The organism is Bacillus sp. B19-2 (assembly GCF_022832475.1).
In the GTDB taxonomy this organism is placed as follows: Bacteria; Bacillota; Bacilli; order Bacillales; family Bacillaceae; genus Bacillus; species Bacillus paralicheniformis.
Map to the genome: position 1 here is coordinate 354391 of NZ_JALHKQ010000001.1, position 15819 is coordinate 370209.

Annotated in this window: 23 protein-coding genes and 1 riboswitch; of the genes, 17 read left to right on the plus strand and 6 right to left on the minus strand. The window is 47.9% G+C overall.

The annotated features are described in order from the left end of the window. The first annotated feature begins 4 nt into the window (after window positions 1-4). Window positions 5-805, plus strand: a complete 801-nt coding sequence (locus tag MST20_RS01820; protein ID WP_243939703.1) for an NAD kinase — start codon at window positions 5-7, stop codon at window positions 803-805. Window positions 806-831: 26 nt separating this feature from the next. Beyond that, window positions 832-1707 carry an RluA family pseudouridine synthase gene (locus MST20_RS01825; RefSeq protein WP_279599928.1) on the plus strand — a complete coding sequence of 292 codons (876 nt, stop codon included), beginning with the start codon at window positions 832-834 and terminating at the stop codon, window positions 1705-1707. A gap of 15 nt (window positions 1708-1722) precedes the next feature. On the opposite strand, the gene prpE is transcribed toward MST20_RS01825, so the two are convergent. Then, a complete protein-coding gene (gene prpE / locus MST20_RS01830) occupies window positions 1723-2463 on the minus strand; it encodes a bis(5'-nucleosyl)-tetraphosphatase PrpE (protein WP_165426687.1) in 741 nt (246 codons plus the stop codon). A gap of 263 nt (window positions 2464-2726) precedes the next feature. Here prpE and MST20_RS01835 point away from each other — a divergent pair, with 263 nt between their 5' ends. The 10 genes from MST20_RS01835 (at window position 2727) to MST20_RS01880 (ending at window position 11541) form a co-directional block, all read left to right on the plus strand. Then, window positions 2727-4571 carry a monovalent cation:proton antiporter family protein gene (locus MST20_RS01835; RefSeq protein WP_243939707.1) on the plus strand — a complete coding sequence of 615 codons (1845 nt, stop codon included), beginning with the start codon at window positions 2727-2729 and terminating at the stop codon, window positions 4569-4571. Between the two features lie 59 nt (window positions 4572-4630). After that, window positions 4631-4739: riboswitch (TPP riboswitch) on the plus strand. Between the two features lie 83 nt (window positions 4740-4822). Beyond that, window positions 4823-5524, plus strand: coding sequence for a thiaminase II (tenA, locus tag MST20_RS01840; RefSeq protein ID WP_243939709.1), 702 nt, complete (start codon window positions 4823-4825; stop codon window positions 5522-5524). After that, window positions 5499-6110, plus strand: a complete 612-nt coding sequence (tenI, locus tag MST20_RS01845; RefSeq protein WP_243939711.1) for a thiazole tautomerase TenI — start codon at window positions 5499-5501, stop codon at window positions 6108-6110. The genes tenA and tenI overlap by 26 nt, the downstream gene beginning before the upstream one ends. Further along, window positions 6094-7203, plus strand: coding sequence for a glycine oxidase ThiO (gene thiO / locus MST20_RS01850; RefSeq protein WP_243939713.1), 1110 nt, complete (start codon window positions 6094-6096; stop codon window positions 7201-7203). Before tenI ends, thiO begins: the two co-directional genes overlap by 17 nt. After that, the gene (gene thiS, locus MST20_RS01855) at window positions 7200-7403 is read left to right on the plus strand and encodes a sulfur carrier protein ThiS (RefSeq protein WP_243939715.1); all 204 of its coding nucleotides are present in this window, start codon (window positions 7200-7202) and stop codon (window positions 7401-7403) included. The genes thiO and thiS overlap by 4 nt, the downstream gene beginning before the upstream one ends. A 6-nt stretch (window positions 7404-7409) precedes the next feature. Further along, window positions 7410-8177, plus strand: a complete 768-nt coding sequence (locus tag MST20_RS01860) for a thiazole synthase (protein ID WP_243939717.1) — start codon at window positions 7410-7412, stop codon at window positions 8175-8177. Further along, window positions 8174-9184, plus strand: a complete 1011-nt coding sequence (locus tag MST20_RS01865; protein WP_243939719.1) for a thiazole biosynthesis adenylyltransferase ThiF — start codon at window positions 8174-8176, stop codon at window positions 9182-9184. The genes MST20_RS01860 and MST20_RS01865 overlap by 4 nt, the downstream gene beginning before the upstream one ends. Window positions 9185-9206: 22 nt before the next feature. After that, window positions 9207-10025, plus strand: coding sequence for a bifunctional hydroxymethylpyrimidine kinase/phosphomethylpyrimidine kinase (thiD, locus tag MST20_RS01870; protein WP_243939721.1), 819 nt, complete (start codon window positions 9207-9209; stop codon window positions 10023-10025). 156 nt (window positions 10026-10181) lie between these two features. Then, window positions 10182-10958, plus strand: a complete 777-nt coding sequence (fabI, locus tag MST20_RS01875) for an enoyl-ACP reductase FabI (RefSeq protein ID WP_003180687.1) — start codon at window positions 10182-10184, stop codon at window positions 10956-10958. Window positions 10959-11061: 103 nt separating this feature from the next. Beyond that, window positions 11062-11541, plus strand: a complete 480-nt coding sequence (locus MST20_RS01880; RefSeq protein ID WP_243939723.1) for a CotO family spore coat protein — start codon at window positions 11062-11064, stop codon at window positions 11539-11541. Window positions 11542-11578: 37 nt separating this feature from the next. Here MST20_RS01880 and MST20_RS01885 read toward each other — a convergent pair whose 3' ends face one another. From MST20_RS01885 to MST20_RS01905, 5 genes are all read right to left on the minus strand, one after another. Continuing rightward, on the minus strand, window positions 11579-12028 hold the full coding sequence (locus tag MST20_RS01885) for a CotY/CotZ family spore coat protein (RefSeq protein WP_165426698.1): 450 nt from the start codon (window positions 12026-12028) through the stop codon (window positions 11579-11581). Between the two features lie 150 nt (window positions 12029-12178). Then, a complete protein-coding gene (locus MST20_RS01890) occupies window positions 12179-12661 on the minus strand; it encodes a CotY/CotZ family spore coat protein (RefSeq protein ID WP_020450961.1) in 483 nt (160 codons plus the stop codon). Between the two features lie 131 nt (window positions 12662-12792). After that, complete coding sequence (locus MST20_RS01895; protein ID WP_026579895.1) at window positions 12793-13305, minus strand: spore coat protein; 513 nt, start codon at window positions 13303-13305, stop codon at window positions 12793-12795. Window positions 13306-13375: 70 nt separating this feature from the next. Further along, window positions 13376-13780: a spore coat protein gene (locus MST20_RS01900; RefSeq protein WP_243939725.1), complete on the minus strand. Its 405-nt coding sequence runs from the start codon at window positions 13778-13780 to the stop codon at window positions 13376-13378. A gap of 48 nt (window positions 13781-13828) precedes the next feature. Next, a complete protein-coding gene (locus MST20_RS01905; RefSeq protein ID WP_243939726.1) occupies window positions 13829-14215 on the minus strand; it encodes a spore coat protein in 387 nt (128 codons plus the stop codon). Window positions 14216-14362: 147 nt separating this feature from the next. On the opposite strand from MST20_RS01905, the gene MST20_RS01910 reads away from it, so the two are divergent. The 5 genes from MST20_RS01910 (at window position 14363) to spoVIF (ending at window position 15812) form a co-directional block, all read left to right on the plus strand. Further along, entirely contained in the window at window positions 14363-14719 is a 357-nt protein-coding gene (locus MST20_RS01910; protein ID WP_003180704.1) for a DUF1360 domain-containing protein, read from the plus strand. A gap of 77 nt (window positions 14720-14796) precedes the next feature. Beyond that, complete coding sequence (locus MST20_RS21125; protein ID WP_254926386.1) at window positions 14797-14922, plus strand: hypothetical protein; 126 nt, start codon at window positions 14797-14799, stop codon at window positions 14920-14922. An 83-nt stretch (window positions 14923-15005) separates the two neighbouring features. After that, on the plus strand, window positions 15006-15215 hold the full coding sequence (locus MST20_RS01915) for a hypothetical protein (RefSeq protein WP_165426702.1): 210 nt from the start codon (window positions 15006-15008) through the stop codon (window positions 15213-15215). 79 nt (window positions 15216-15294) lie between these two features. Then, window positions 15295-15426, plus strand: coding sequence for a YjcZ family sporulation protein (locus MST20_RS01920; protein ID WP_165426703.1), 132 nt, complete (start codon window positions 15295-15297; stop codon window positions 15424-15426). 128 nt (window positions 15427-15554) lie between these two features. Continuing rightward, window positions 15555-15812, plus strand: a complete 258-nt coding sequence (gene spoVIF / locus MST20_RS01925; protein ID WP_003180710.1) for a sporulation-specific transcription regulator SpoVIF — start codon at window positions 15555-15557, stop codon at window positions 15810-15812. The last annotated feature ends 7 nt before the right edge of the window (window positions 15813-15819 follow it).

Consider the following 15819-nt stretch of genomic DNA (forward strand, 5'->3'; position numbering starts at 1 on the left):
AATGATGAAGTTTGCGGTATCGTCCAAAGGAAATGATGTTTCCGATTCATTAAAAAGCAAAATTCAAACATATCTGCTCGACTTCGGTCTTGAATGCGATGAAGAAGAGCCGGATATCGTTATTTCCGTCGGCGGTGACGGAACGCTCTTATACGCATTTCACAAATACAGCGGCCGCCTCGACAAAACCGCTTTTGTCGGGGTTCATACCGGTCATCTCGGCTTTTATGCCGACTGGGTGCCGAACGAGATTGAAAAACTCGTGATCGCGATTGCGAAAACGCCGTATCAAATTGTTGAATACCCGGTTTTGGAAGTCATCGTCCGCTATAATGACGGCGGCGATGAAGCGAGATATTTGGCGCTGAACGAATGTACGATCAAGAGCATCGAAGGAACGCTTGTGACGGATGTCGAAATTAAAGGGGAACTTTTCGAAACGTTCCGCGGCGACGGCCTTTGCTTATCGACCCCATCGGGCAGCACGGCATATAACAAGGCGCTCGGCGGTGCGATTATTCATCCGTCCATCAGAGCGGTCCAGCTGGCTGAAATGGCGTCGATCAACAACCGGGTGTTTCGGACGGTCGGCTCGCCGCTCATTCTGCCTGAGCATCACACTTGTTTAATTAAACCGATTAATGATGTGACGTTTCAAGTCGCGATTGACCATTTGACATTGTTGCATAAAGACGTCAAGTCAATTCAATGCCGCGTCGCAAACGAAAATATCAGGTTTGCCCGTTTTCGGCCGTTTCCGTTTTGGAAAAGGGTCCAGGATTCCTTTATCGGAAAAGGAGAATAGGAAGGTTTGCTGTGAGCGATTTTTTGATGAAACAGATCATAACAGAAGAGGACAGCGGGGTTCTTTTGAAAGAATACGTCCAGCGGCTGGGCATTTCAAAAAGGATGCTGACGGACATCAAATTCGGCGGCGGGGATCTTTTGGTAAACGGCGGGCATGTAACGGTCAGATACGTTCTTCAAAAAGGGGACGAGCTCGTCATTCAGTTCCCTCCGGAAAAAATGAGCGAATCTTTGCGCCCGGAAGAAATCCCGCTTGATATTTTGTTCGAAGATGACCATGTTCTCGTATTAAATAAACAGCCATACCTGTCGTCGATTCCTTCGCGCGAGCATCCATCAGGCAGCTTGGCGAACGGTCTGATTCATTATTACCAGCGGACAGGCGTACACGCGACCGTTCACCTGGTGAGCAGGCTTGACCGCGACACATCGGGTGTCATGCTTGTAGCCAAACACCGCTTCGCCCACTCGCTTTTATCGGGACTGCAAAAAAAGGGAGACGTCAAACGGCAATATCGGGCGGTCGTCCACGGTTTGATCGAAGAAGAGCAGGGAACGATCGATGCGCCGATCGGCAGAAAATCATCGAGCATCATCGAGCGTGCGGTGATACCGGACGGGCAAAAAGCGGTGACGCATTTTTGGGTGAACAGGCGCTTCAGCGGCATGACGGATATCTCCATCCGTCTGGAAACCGGGAGAACCCATCAGATCCGCGTTCACATGAGTCATATCGGATATCCCTTGTGCGGTGATACGCTGTACGGGGGAACCCGCGGCTTCATTAATCGGCAGGCGCTCCACAGTGAGAGGCTGGCGTTTTTTCATCCGTTTACAATGGAAGAGCTGACGTTTCAAGCGCCGATCCCGCATGATATGAGCAAGTTGATAGAGAGCTGAATAAGCTCTCTTTTTTTATGGCTCCATCCGGAATCTTGACTCATCATAAGGCAATGAAGAGGGGACAGATTCGGTTGTCAGTTCGGGGAATCTGAAAGCGGTCAGCCTGTTGCCGAATACACAACCGGTATCGATATTGATCGTATGATGAATCATCCGCGGACGTTTGACAGGAGTGTGGCCGTACACCACCCACGGATCGCCTTTGTAATGGGCGGCCCAGTCCCGCCTGACCGGCCGTCCGTCAGGCAGCGTTTCTCCTGTAATATCTCCGTATAGCACAAACTGTTTTACTTTTCCGACAGGTTTTTTGCCGATGTCTTCCGCTTTGATGCCGGCATGTGCGACGACAAGTTCGCCGTTATGCAGGATCTCATAAAGCGGAGCTTTTTCATAAAGGCGCATGAAAAGGTCTCTGATATCCTTCTGTTTATGTTTCGGAAGGTTTCTGTATTCGGCCGCCGTCGTCTCCAGCCCGTGCTGCAGCTTCACCGGATTTCCTTTGAAAAAACGGTACAGTTTATTGCAGTGATTGCCGGGCACATATCGCACAGCTCCTTCTTCAACGGCCCGTCCGACAAATTCAACGACCTCCAGCGATTTTGGCCCTCTGTCTGTTAAATCCCCGAGAAAGACAAGTGTTCTGTTTTCCGGATGAACGGGAAATCCCGATGACAGCGAGTAACCGAGCTTTTCAATCAGCGCAATCATTTCGTCATAGCACCCGTGAATATCACCGATTACATCGTAATTCATGCGTTTCTTCCTCCTGTCTGCGTATGTATTTACATTGCCCAATCCATATATAAATAAAGCTTCAGCGACTTTCGCCGGAGAAAATCAGGCATATTACTTTTTTTTCTGAGCGAGCATTGTTAAAATCGATTTTTACACCTGTGAGAAAAGAGTTCAAACGGTTCTTTTCCCACATGAAAATGTCTAAAAAGATGTTCCTTTTATTTTTAAAAAAGGGAACGCTAATCATACCCGGAAACCGGTTTTAGAGGAGGTACCAGTTTATGGAGCACACATCTGTCTCATCTTTAGTTGTTGTACTGATTATCGCATTTTTAACGCCCATCCTGCTGCACCGTTTCAGGTTAAGCATACCGGTGGTTGTCGCTGAAATTATCATGGGTCTTATTATCGGAAAAAGCGGGTTCGATCTGGTCGCCCAGCATGATACATGGCTCGAAACTTTATCGATGCTCGGATTTATCTTTTTAATGTTTTTAAGCGGGCTTGAAATCGATTTTTCCGCATTTGAAAAAGGAAAGAAAAAGCAGCTGCTTCCGAGCGGAAATGAAGCGCCGAATACATTTAAAACGGCTTCGGTCATCTTTATTGCCGTCTTTATTTTATCGCTCGGCCTTTCTTACAGCTTTGTCATGGCAGGATTTATTGACAACGCCTTTTTAATGACGCTGATCATTTCGACAATTTCGCTCGGGGTTGTCGTTCCGACGCTGAAGGAAGAGCGTCTCATGAAGACGAATATCGGGCAGATTATTTTGCTTGTCGCCGTCATTGCCGATCTTGTCACGATGATTCTGCTTGCGGTGTTCGCCTCAATCTACGGCGACGAAAACAGCAATATGTGGCTGCTGATGATCTTATTTGCCGCCGGCGTCGTTTTATACCTGTTCGGAAGGGTATTTAAAAAGCGGCCTTTTGTCGAAGTGCTGTCAAAAGGCACGATCCAGATCGGCACAAGGGCGATATTTACGCTGATCATCGTACTTGTGGCGCTGTCCGAATCGCTCGGTGCAGAAAATATACTCGGCGCGTTTTTAGCCGGGGTGCTTGTTTCGCTGCTTTCGCCAAACAAGGAGCTCGTTCAGCAGCTCGATTCATTCGGCTACGGATTCCTGATCCCGATCTTCTTTGTGATGACAGGCGTCAAATTGGACATTTGGTCGCTGTTTGGCAATCCGAAAATTTTAGTGATGATCCCGCTTCTGTTTGTGGCTCTGTTAATCAGCAAAGTCGTTCCGGTGCTGTTTTTGAAAAAGTGGTATGACATGAAAACCGTGCTGGCTTCCGGTTTTCTCCTGACTTCCACGCTTTCTTTGGTGATCGCGGCGACAACGATCGGCGAGCGCATCGGCGTCATTGACGCGCAGATGTCCGGCGCGCTGATTTTGGTGGCTGTCATTACATGCATCATCACACCGACCGGCTTTAAAAAATTAATGCCGAAAATGGAAAGCGAAAAAGAGAAAAAGACGATCACCTTTATCGGCGCAAATCAAATGACACTGCCAGTTACGCTCGAACTTTCTCCGGAAGATTATCACGTCAGAATCCTGCATGTCCGGCAGGAAAAAAAGGAAGAAAAGCTGGCGGACCCGGTGTTTGATGTTGAAGTTTTGCCTGATTATGAATACGAGACGCTTCAATCATTCGGCGTTTTCCAAACGGATATACTCGTCGTCGCCACAGGCAGTGAAGAGCGCAATACAGGGATCGCGCTTTTTGCGAAGGAGCAGAAAGTTGCGAGAATTATCGCCAGCGCAGATTCTCCAGACGCCGAATCCAGACTGAAAGATAACGGAATTGATACATTCTCCATTCTGCTTTCTACAAAAACGCTGCTGCGCGCGCTGATCGAGGCGCCTGGCGTTATGAAACTCCTGACGAACCAGGATGCGTCGCTGTATCAGATCAATATGAGCAATGAGCGATTTGACGGTGTCCTGTTAAGGGAGTTTCCGTTTACGGGAGATGTCATCTTCGTCCGAATTTTTCGCGGGGTTGACAGCATCGTGCCCCACGGGGATACAAGGCTGCAATTGGGTGACAGGCTGATCGCCACCGGTTCGCGCGAATATATTGCGGAATTGAGAAAAACGCTTGGAGACTGATGCTTGACCATTTTGCAATTCGTGATAAGATAAAAGTATAAACTGAATGAACAAGAAATGTTTTCCACTAGGGGAGTCCTTGATAAGGGCTGAGATAAAAGTGTGACTTTTAGACCCTCATAACCTGAACAGGTTCAAACCTGCGTAGGGAAGTGGCACGGTATTTGAGTATGTATATATGCAAATTCCAAACCACTTTCCTTGCGGGAAAGTGGTTTTTTTATGTTCAGAATCGAAGGAGGAGCCTCGAAATGAAGTTTTCAGAAGAATGCCGAAACAGCGCTGCAAAATGGTGGGAAGGCAGTTTTGTCCATCCGTTTATTCAAGGGATTGGAGACGGCACACTTCCGGTTGAACGATTTAAATACTATGTCATGCAGGATTCCTACTATTTGACCCACTTTGCCAAAGTCCAATCCTTTGGTGCGGCATATGCTCACGATTTATATACGACAAGCCGGATGGCTGAACACGCGAAAGGCACATATGAAGCCGAGATGTCGCTCCATAGGAAATTCACCGATCTATTGGGAATCACAAAGGAAGAACTGGAGTCGTTTCAGCCGTCGCCGACAGCGTATGCGTACACATCGCATATGTACCGTTCTGTCGTCAGCGGCAGTTTTGCGGAAATACTGGCTGCTTTGCTTCCTTGCTATTGGCTCTATTATGACGTCGGTGAAACATTGAAAACGTGCAGGCCTGACAACGCGATTTATCAAGAATGGATCGCGACATACGGAGGCGACTGGTTTAGAGAACATGTGATGGAACAGATTAACCGCTTCGATGAGCTGGCTGAAAACGCCGATGAGAAAACGCGCGCGAAGATGAAGGAGAACTTCGTCATCTCCAGCTTCTACGAATACAGCTTCTGGGATATGGCCTACCAAAAAGAAAGCTGGTCAAAAAGCGGGGTGGATCAGCTTGCATCTGCACGCGATCACCGATGACAAGCACTCTGTGGAAGAGCTTGCTGCAAAAATCATCTCGATTCAAAATGCCGTTGACTTTATCCACATTAGGGAAAGGTCAAAAAAAGTAAGCGAAATATCAAGTTTAATCGACCGCCTGGCCGAAGAAGGGGTTAATAAGCGGAAACTTATCATCAACGATAGGGTGGATATCGCTTTGTTTCATCACATTCACCGGGTGCAGCTGCCTTCACACGGCTTTTCCGTCAAAAGTGTGAGGAGCCGTTTTCCGCATTTGAAAATCGGAAAGTCCGTACATTCGCCAGAAGAAGCGGTTCAGGCTGAAACTGAAGGTGCAGATTACGTGCTGTTCGGCCACATTTTTGAAACGGACTGTAAAAAGGGCCGGAAAGGAAGAGGGGCTCTCAGCCTGGCTGAAGTGAAGGCGGCTGTAAGCATTCCGGTCATTGCGATCGGAGGTATTACCGAACAACGACTGGCGGAAGTCAAAATGGCAGACGGCATCGCCGTGATGTCGGGGATCTTTTCCCATGACAGACCGGATGAGGCGGCCGCGCGGCTCGCCTGTCTCGCGAAGGGAGATTCATATGAGAAAGCGCTATGATACGATCGTGATCGGCGGAGGCATCATCGGGACATCCATCGCTTACCATCTTGCTAAAGCAGGGAAAAAAACGGCCGTGTTTGAAAGCGGAGAAGTCGGCAAAAAAGCGACGAGCGCGGCGGCGGGCATGCTCGGCGCCCATGCTGAATGCGATAAACCCGGTACCTTTTTCGAATTTGCCAGAGCCAGCCAAAAAGCCTATCAGCGGCTGACGGGCGAATTGAAAGACATCAGCGGCATTGATATCAGAAAGCATGACGGAGGGATATTAAAGCTGGCATTTTCAGAAAGCGATCGCGAACATCTGATGCAAATGGCTGCACTGGATTCTGTGGAATGGCTTGAAGCAGCTGAAGTATATGAGCTGGAACCGCATGCCGGAAAAGGGATTCTCGGCGCCAATTTCATTCGGGACGACATCCATGTCGAACCGGCTGCAGCGTGCAGGGCATTTGCCAGGGGGGCCCGGATGCTCGGTGCCGATATCTTCGAGTATACGCCCGTTTTATCGATTGAATCTGAAGCGGGGGCCGTCGGCGTCACTGCTGCTTCAGGCACCGCGGAGGCGGAGCACGTTGTGATTGCAAGCGGTGTGTGGAGCGGTACTTTCTTTAAACAGATCGGCATAGACAAAAGCTTTTATCCCGTCAAAGGGGAGTGCCTGTCTGTGTGGAATAACGGCATCCCTTTGACAAGGACGCTTTACCATGATCATTGCTACATCGTTCCGCGCCATAGCGGAAAGCTTGTCGTCGGCGCGACAATGAAGCCCGGGGATTGGAATGAACAGCCGGAACTTGGCGGAATTGAGGAGTTGATCCGAAAGGCCAAGTCGATGCTCCCTGACATTGAATCCATGGCAATCGACCAATGCTGGGCAGGATTGCGCCCCGAAACAGGGGATGGCAATCCATATATCGGCAGACATCCTGAAAATGACCGGATATTGTTTGCTGCCGGACATTTCAGAAACGGCATCCTCCTGGCACCTTCAACCGGTGAGATGATAGCTGACATGATCCTCGGCAATCTGGTCAAAACAGAGTGGGCCGAGGCGTTTAAAGCGGAGCGAAAGGAGGCTGTGCACAGGTGAACATTCAGCTCAACGGCCGGAAAATAGAGTGGAGAGATGACGGCAGCACGATTTACGATTTGCTCGCATCCTACAGTTTGGAAAATCGTGTTGTCGTTGTTGAAAGAAACAGGCAGATTATCGGAAAAGACCAATATCAAACAGTCAAACTGGAAGAACACGATGTCATCGAAATCGTTCATTTTGTCGGAGGGGGATAAACCGTTATGTTAAAAATCGCAGATCGTCAATTCTCATCAAGATTATTGCTCGGCACAGGGAAGTATCCGTCATTTGAAATTCAAAAAGAAGCCGTCAGCGCATCTGAATCGGAGATCCTGACGTTTGCCGTCAGACGGATGAATATTTTTGAAGAATCTCAGCCTAATTTTTTGGAGCAGCTTGATTTAAGCCGTTATAGGCTTTTGCCGAATACGGCCGGAGCAAAAACGGCTGAGGAAGCCGTCCGGATCGCCAAGCTTGCTAAAGCGAGCGGTCTTTGCGACATGATCAAAGTCGAAGTGATCGGCTGTGACCGTTCGCTTCTGCCTGACCCGGTAGAAACGCTGAAGGCGTCAGAAGCCTTGCTTGAAGAAGGGTTCATTGTGCTGCCGTATACATCGGACGATGTCGTCCTTGCGAGAAAGCTTGAAGAGCTCGGCGTACACGCCATTATGCCCGGGGCATCTCCGATTGGTTCGGGACAGGGAATCGTCAATCCGCTCAACCTGTCGTTCATCATTGAACAGGCTAAGGTTCCCGTAATCGTGGATGCCGGAATCGGTTCTCCGAAAGATGCGGCATACGCAATGGAACTCGGCGCTGACGGAGTACTTTTGAACACGGCAGTGAGCGGGGCGAAAGATCCGGTCCAAATGGCGAAGGCTATGAAGCTTGCCGTTGAAGCGGGCAGACTCGGATACCTTGCCGGACGAATTCCGGAAAAGAACTACGGCATCGCCAGCAGTCCTGAAGAAGGGAAGTTGACGATTTGACCGGCAGGTATTCAAGACAGGAGCTTTTTCACCCGATCGGACCGGACGGCCAGGAAAAATTAAGCCGCGCCCGCGTCCTCGTGATCGGTGCAGGGGCATTGGGCGCGGCCAGCGCAGAAATGCTGGTGAGGGCCGGGGTCGGTTCGCTGACGATTGCCGACAGGGATTATGTGGAATGGAGCAATCTCCAGCGCCAGCAGCTCTATACGGAACAGGATGTGATGGATCATATGCCAAAGGCAGCCGCTGCCGAAAAAAGGCTGCGCCTGATCAACAGCTCTGTTCAAGTGACCGGCATTGTAGCGGATGTTACCGCGGAAAAAACGCTCGAGTTTGCGGCAGAAGCGTCCCTGATCGTCGATGCGACCGATAATTTTGAAACGCGGCTGATCATGAACGATGCGGCGGTCAAATTAGGCATCCCTTTCCTGTACGGCGCGTGTGTCGCAAGCTATGGCATCACATATACCGTAATTCCGGGAAAAACGCCGTGCCTTCACTGTCTTTTGGGGCATTTGCCCGCGAATACCATGACGTGCGACACAGCAGGGGTGATCGGTCCGGTCGTCCAGCAGGTTGCCGCATACCAGGTAACAGATGCCCTGAAGCTGCTGACCGGGCATGAACCGTCAGGAATGCTTCGCTCATTTGATATTTGGACAAATGAGCGCTCTGAAGTCCGGGCTGACGCGCTTAAACATGGCTCGTGTCCGACGTGCGGAAAAGGCGAGTTTCCGTTTCTTTCAGCTGAAAACGAAACAAAAGCAGCCGTTCTTTGCGGCAGACAAACGGTTCAGATCAGGCCGGCCGCGGAACAGCCGCCGGAGCTGGAGCCGCTTGCCGCCAGATTAAAAAAAGCCGGTTTGGATGTGACGGGAAATCCTTATTTATTATCCTGCCGTACGGAGGATATTAAGTTCGTGATTTTTCGGGACGGACGCGCTTTGATTCACGGAACGAACGATATCAATCGCGCGAAAACGATATATCACAGGTGGATTGGCTAAAGGCCGAAGGGAGTGCAACATCATGAGCATATATAAAGCATTAACAATCGCCGGGTCGGATTCAGGAGGCGGAGCCGGCATTCAAGCCGACATTAAAACATTTCAGGAGCTTGGCGTCTTCGGTATGACGGCTTTGACAGCGGTCACTGCGCAAAATACAACAGGGGTTCACGGTGTCTACCCGCTTTCTCCGGAAGCGCTCGGCGCCCAGATTGATGCAGTGGCGGAAGATTTAAAACCTGACGCCGTGAAAACAGGGATGCTGTGGAGCGCGGAGATGATTGAGATCATTGCCGAAAAAATTGCAACACACGAGCTTAAACGTGTGATTGTCGATCCTGTCATGATCGCCAAAGGCGGCGCTTCACTATTGAATGAGGAAGCAGTTGAAACATTAAAACGGCGCCTGCTTCCGCTCGCTTATGCGGTAACGCCGAACATTCCCGAAGCCGAAGTGCTGACAGGGAGAAGCATTCAAACAATGGAAGACCGCAAAAAAGCGGCTCGTGAATTGCATGAAATGGGCGTCCGCAACATTATCATCAAGGGAGGACATCAGCCCGAGGACGGCAAAGTAACCGATCTCCTCTTCGACGGAGAGGTGTTCACAGAAAAAACGAACACCTATATTAAGACGAAAAATACCCATGGAACAGGCTGCACATTTGCCGCCGCTCTAACGGCGCAAACAGCGAAAGGAAACGGCATTCAAGGAGCTTTCCGCATCGCTGAGGCTTTCGTCCACGAAGCGGTTGCACGCAGCCTTGATTTCGGAGCCGGCCACGGACCGACCAACCATTTTGCATATCAAAAGTTATCCAACGCAGGGTTGGAACTGTAGTCCCGCAATAAAAACGAATCAATATCGCGGCAGGACATCTAAAACGGTCTCTGCCGCTTTTTATATTCTGAAATTGTCAGCCTGCTATTAATTGTGATACTATATATTATGATCAGGTACTAATAAAATGTTAATCATTAGGAGGATTTCATACATATGAATTTATCACTGGAAGGCCGGAATATCGTCGTCATGGGTGTAGCAAATAAACGAAGCATCGCTTGGGGAATCGCCCGCTCGCTTCACAATGCAGGCGCAAGACTGATTTTTACGTATGCGGGTGAGCGGCTTGAAAAATCGGTCAAGGAGCTGGCCGATTCTTTGGAGCGGAACGATTCAATCGTACTTCCTTGTGATGTCACAAATGACCAGGAAATTGAAGCGTGCTTCGCCGACATCAAAAAAGAAGTCGGGGTCATCCACGGCATTGCACACTGCATCGCTTTCGCGAACAAAGAAGACTTGGCTGGAGAATACTTGAATACCACCCGCGACGGTTTTCTGCTCGCACACAATATCAGCTCTTACTCACTGACAGCGGTCGCTAAAGCGGCGCGCGGCATTATGACTGAAGGCGGAAGCATCGTCACGCTGACATACCTTGGCGGGGAGCGCGTTGTATCCAACTACAATGTCATGGGTGTTGCGAAAGCATCGCTTGATGCCAGCGTCAAATACTTGGCGAGCGATCTCGGGAAAGACGGAATCCGCGTCAACAGCATTTCCGCAGGGCCGATCCGGACATTGTCCGCAAAAGGAATCAGCGACTTCAACTCGATTTTAAAAGAAATCGAAGAGCGCGCACCGCTTCGCCGCACGACGACTCCGGAAGAAGTCGGCGACACGGCTGCTTTCCTGTTCAGCGACCTTTCCCGCGGCATGACCGGCGAAAACCTGCATGTTGATTCAGGCTACCATATCATCGCGCGATAACATAGCGCTAAAAAAGCAATCCGCTAAAGGATTGCTTTTTCTTTTCTTCTGATTTCTCCTTTTTTGCATATAGATATACCATGAACAGATCGGAGGGATCAAGATGTCTAGCAGAAAAAACGATGCGGAGCAAAAGCCGCTCATGTATATTGTGCAGCCGGACTATGATAAGGCAGAAGCGAACATGCAGGATATTCTGATTAAAAGAAAGAAGAAAGCAAAGCCCGACGCTTCCGAACAAAAAGCCCGGCGAAAGGAACAGCAGGATGAAGCCGTCCGGCCAGACGAAAAAGACGGCGCCGAAGCGGTGATTAGCGATGAGGCGAATCGGTCCGAAAAAGGAGTCAAACCGATTAAAAAGCCGCTCAACAAGATGACCATCGCCGAGAAAATCGACTTTTTGGCAAGCCTTCCCGGCAATATGCCGAAAACCCTTTGTCTCATTGAAGCAGACGGGAAGACATACAGAGGAACGATCGCCGGAAAGAAAGGCGGTTCCTTATTTGTCAAAACGTCGAGCAAAGGGGCTCCGGCGGAACTGCCGATCGAGAGCATTACTTCCTTGCACCCTCTCGGCTTTTAAATTCATACGATAAAAAAAGTCCCGATACAGGGACTTTTTATTTTGAACGATTGATCAGTTGCGGATTTAAGCATTCGATCGCACAGAAGCATTCAAGATCCACTTCAACGCAGAAATTTGTTTTTTCCAAACGGAACACATCGCAAATTTTGTCTTTATCTTCTGTGAAATCGAGAACGCGGCGATTTTCATCAAAGGCAATCAACAGTCTCAATGTAGCGCAGCAGTCATCAATCTTTTCAACTCTGAAAAACACGGTGCTGAAGCAAGGGCCTGCCTGAAGCTCTCCGACATTCCCAAACGCTACGAACGGCTTAGACTTTGAAGTGTATAAAATAAACGGAATGGTGTCGCCTAAGTGTCTCGAAGGGGAAAGCAGGTTGCTGAAACAGCTTGTCGGGCAGCCTTCTTCCTCAATGGCGTTTTGCAGATCGTGAATGTTTTCAACGGCTTCGCACACGCAATTTTCGGCTGAACATTTCGTCATGTTATGATCCCTCCTAGTTCAGGATTTAAAAATTCATTTTTCGGCCTGGCTTTTCTATTGGTAAAAGGAGCTGCCGAAAGCCGGCAGCTTTCGTGAAAAGACTGGCATCAAGCCGAGCATAACGGCCGGCTTGATGCAGCCCGACACCTTTTAACCGTGGTGCTGATTGTGTTTTTTGTCTGTTGCACGATCAACTAGTTCAGGTGACAGACATTGAATTGCGCAGAAACAAGTTAAGTCAACCTCGATGCAAAAGTCCGTTTTTTCAAGCCCGAAAAAGTCAGGGTCACAAGGATGGCAGACGCTTAATGTGTCGCCGTTTATGTCCACAGGCCTCAGGATTGAAAGCGTTGCACAGCAATCTTTTAGACTTTCTGCCCGGAAGAAAATCGATTCGAAGCACTGCATATCATCTGAAAATCCGCCGACATTTCCAAATGTTGAAAATAAACCGCCTTTTTTGTCGTACAAAAGGAACGGAATGGTGTCTTTACCGGAAACCGTCGGACTCAGCAGATTGCCGAAGCAGCTCGTCGGACATGTTTCTTCAACTGCATCCTGTTCTTTTATAATTTGTTCTACTGCATCGCATACACAATTTTCATGCCGGCCATGATGTTTTCCGCAGCTCATGGATTTCAGCTCCTTTTTATAGGGATATTTGACTTTAGTCTTTAACAACATATGTACCCGTGCCCTTGTTGGTGTGGGTAATCGTCTATAAAAATGAAGAAAAGCAGAGCTTGATGGCTCTGCTTTTTGAATTATAGAAGGCCGACGATAAGGGCGACGATGGTGATTGTAACAGTTTGAACAAATGTGCTTACGATGACGGCTGTGTCTGTATCTTCGGTTGTGACATGAACATTTCGGGAATTATCAATCACCAATTTTTGTCTGTTCGTTTGTTTATTGGCAGTTACCTGCAGCAAATCAGATGTTACAAGTTCGGCCAGATCAGGATCATCGATAATGGCGAGAACAATCGTTACAGCTAGTGTTTGCACAGCTGTCATGACTGATACCAAAGTTTGTGTGTCTTCAGTTGAGACTTGAACATCACAGGAGTCTTTAATGATGATCGTTTCATCTGAGAGCTGTTTGTTAAGATGAAGTTGATCTAGGTCAGAATCGATAAAGCCATTTTGCCCTTTCCTACCACAGTTGCAAGTATAGTCGTCACATAATTTTTTCTTAGGATAACTAGGGTGATAATCGTTGCCTGGATGTTCGCATTCCGGGTCAAGCGCAACCCATGAATATGGTCTTGTTTCCATTTCATTTCCTCCTTCCATTTACTATTATTAAATGTTGTAACTCCTTAACTTGTATAAGACAGATACCCTGCTACAAATCCCCATTTTTTTCTTCGTTTGCTGCTGAAGTATCCGGCTCGGTTGAATTTTCCGCTGTTGCTGTGTTTTCTTGTTCCCTCCGTTGTCTAAGTTTATCTCTCAATCTATTTGTTCTGTTTCTTCTTCTTCTTGTTCTCTCGCCATTTTCTGAAGATGCATCAGCGTTCTTTTCTCTCTTTGTCCCTTTTTCCTTCGCTGCGGCTATTTCTTTCTGTCTTTGAACTAAAGCATCGGATTGTTTTTTTAGATCTTCCAGCATATTGAAAATATTTTCTTTTTCTTCTTCTGAAAGCTTCCGAACTTTATCGCTGGTTACTCCTCGATTTTTCAAGATGTTTTTAACAACTGATTTCATTATCGGATCTACGTTCTCTTGGAGTTTTTCAAAATCTGCCAATTGTTTCTCACCTCAATTTCTCAAAAAATATTAGAAAGAAAGGAAGGCTTAAAGTATGTCAAGCTCTGTGATAAGCGCGATCAGCACTTCGGTTAAAACTTGGACGGAAAGCAGGATCTCCAGCGAGGAAAGCGTAATGGTGACATTGCTGCTGTTGATGACTTTAATGATGACTCTTCTCCTGTTTTGCAGCCTGTGAACGGCTAAAACGTGTTCTGAGACAATGTCTGCTGTATCCTCGTCTTCGATCGCAAGCTGAGCCGATAAAATCGTCAAAGAGATCACGATGGCTTGTAAAGAGAGAGCTGCTGTTATGTTTGCCGTGTTTACTGTGACATGTTCGGAATCAATCACTTCAATGAGCTGGTCATATTCCCGGTATAATTCGTCAAATGTTTCTGCGTACAGCGCTTCGGCTTTTTCATGAAACGACATAACTTTCACTCCTTTCTTATCCACACTTTATTAAATGCAGACCGGTAACTTAGCGGAATGAGGAAAACATACATTTCAGCACCCAAATTTGCTGTTTTAGGGAAGGCGGTTCCGGCATATATTTGGAAGCAGGAAAGGGGGAGCCCTGTGATACAAAGCTGGCTTTTATATATTCTATTTTCTATCGCGGTATTTCGGCTGACGCGGCTGGTCGTGTTTGATACGATTATGGCGCCGTTTAGAAGCCTGTTTCACGAAGAGGTTGAAGAAAAAAACGAAAAAACGGGAGAGACTGAGACGTATCTTGTCATGAAAGGAAAAGGCGTGAGAGCGTGGATCGGCGAGCTGTTGAGCTGTTATTGGTGTACGGGTGTGTGGTGTACCGCGTTTTTGCTTGTTCTTTACGCATTTGTTCCGACCATTGCTGAATGGCTGATTCTTCTGCTTGCCATCGCGGGCCTTGCTGGGGTACTGGAAACGATCGTGTCCAAATGGCTCGATTGAATGGGGATTTGTCATTAGCAACTTATGAAAAGAAGACTCATATAATGGCGTATAAGCATGAGAAAGGAAGGAATGCAATGAGACAAGTGAAAAGAAGGCAGCAAGGCCGATTAACGAACGCTTCCAGCAATCATCAGTCCACTTTCTCAAAAAAAGTGAAGAAAAAAGGCTGCGGATGCGGCAAAAAAAAGAGAACCTATTAATATCAAAAAAAGCCGGATACAGTCCGGTTTTTTTGTTGCCAATTTTTCTTCTGATGCATACACCATCATAAGGGGGAAAAGCGATGAATTTATTTGAACAGCTGGTTGAATCGATATACCGCAAGCACGATCAAACGCAAGCAGGCCATGACCGGGCGATCTTTGAGCAGCAGAAGGAACTGGAGACATTTGACCGTTCTGCCGAACAGTTCGGCAGGCAGGTCGAAGCGTTTGCAGAGAATGCCGAAAAATGGCTGGGAGAGGACGTGAGTCTGCCGGGCATCTTTAAATAATCCACGAAAGCCCTATGCATCAATCCAAGCGAATTCTATCAACTGTCATATCGTGTAGGGAGAAAAGGAGGTGCTTTAGATGGGCTTTTGTGGCGGAGGCTACGGCGGCGGTTACTGCGGCGGCTATGGCGGTGGCTATGGTTCAACGTTTGTATTGATCGTTGTCTTGTTTATTCTTCTAATTATTGTCGGCGCTTCTTTTAAATATTAGTTTTTGAGTTGAAGCGAAGAGGGCGGCGGCAGCATGTGGCCGTGCTCTCTTCTTTTTGAACGGGAAAAGCACAAGGCTTTTCAAAGATGCATAAGATAGCGTAACACTCCCAAAAAGGAGGCATAGGTATGGACAATCAATTTTTCAAAAACATCGAAAAGAAAACGGGCGTCAGCATGAATGACGTCATGCAGCTTGCGAATTCGCTGCAAAATGCCAACTTCAAGGATGAAAAAACGGTCCGCAGCGTGATTAAGCGCGTCGCTAAATTGGCGAACAAACGGGTTCCTCAGGAAATGGAAGATAAGATTGTTGAATCCATTGTAAGCGGCAAGGAAAAAATGGATTTCAACACGATCGCGAAAATGATGAACAGCAAAAAATAAACACCGC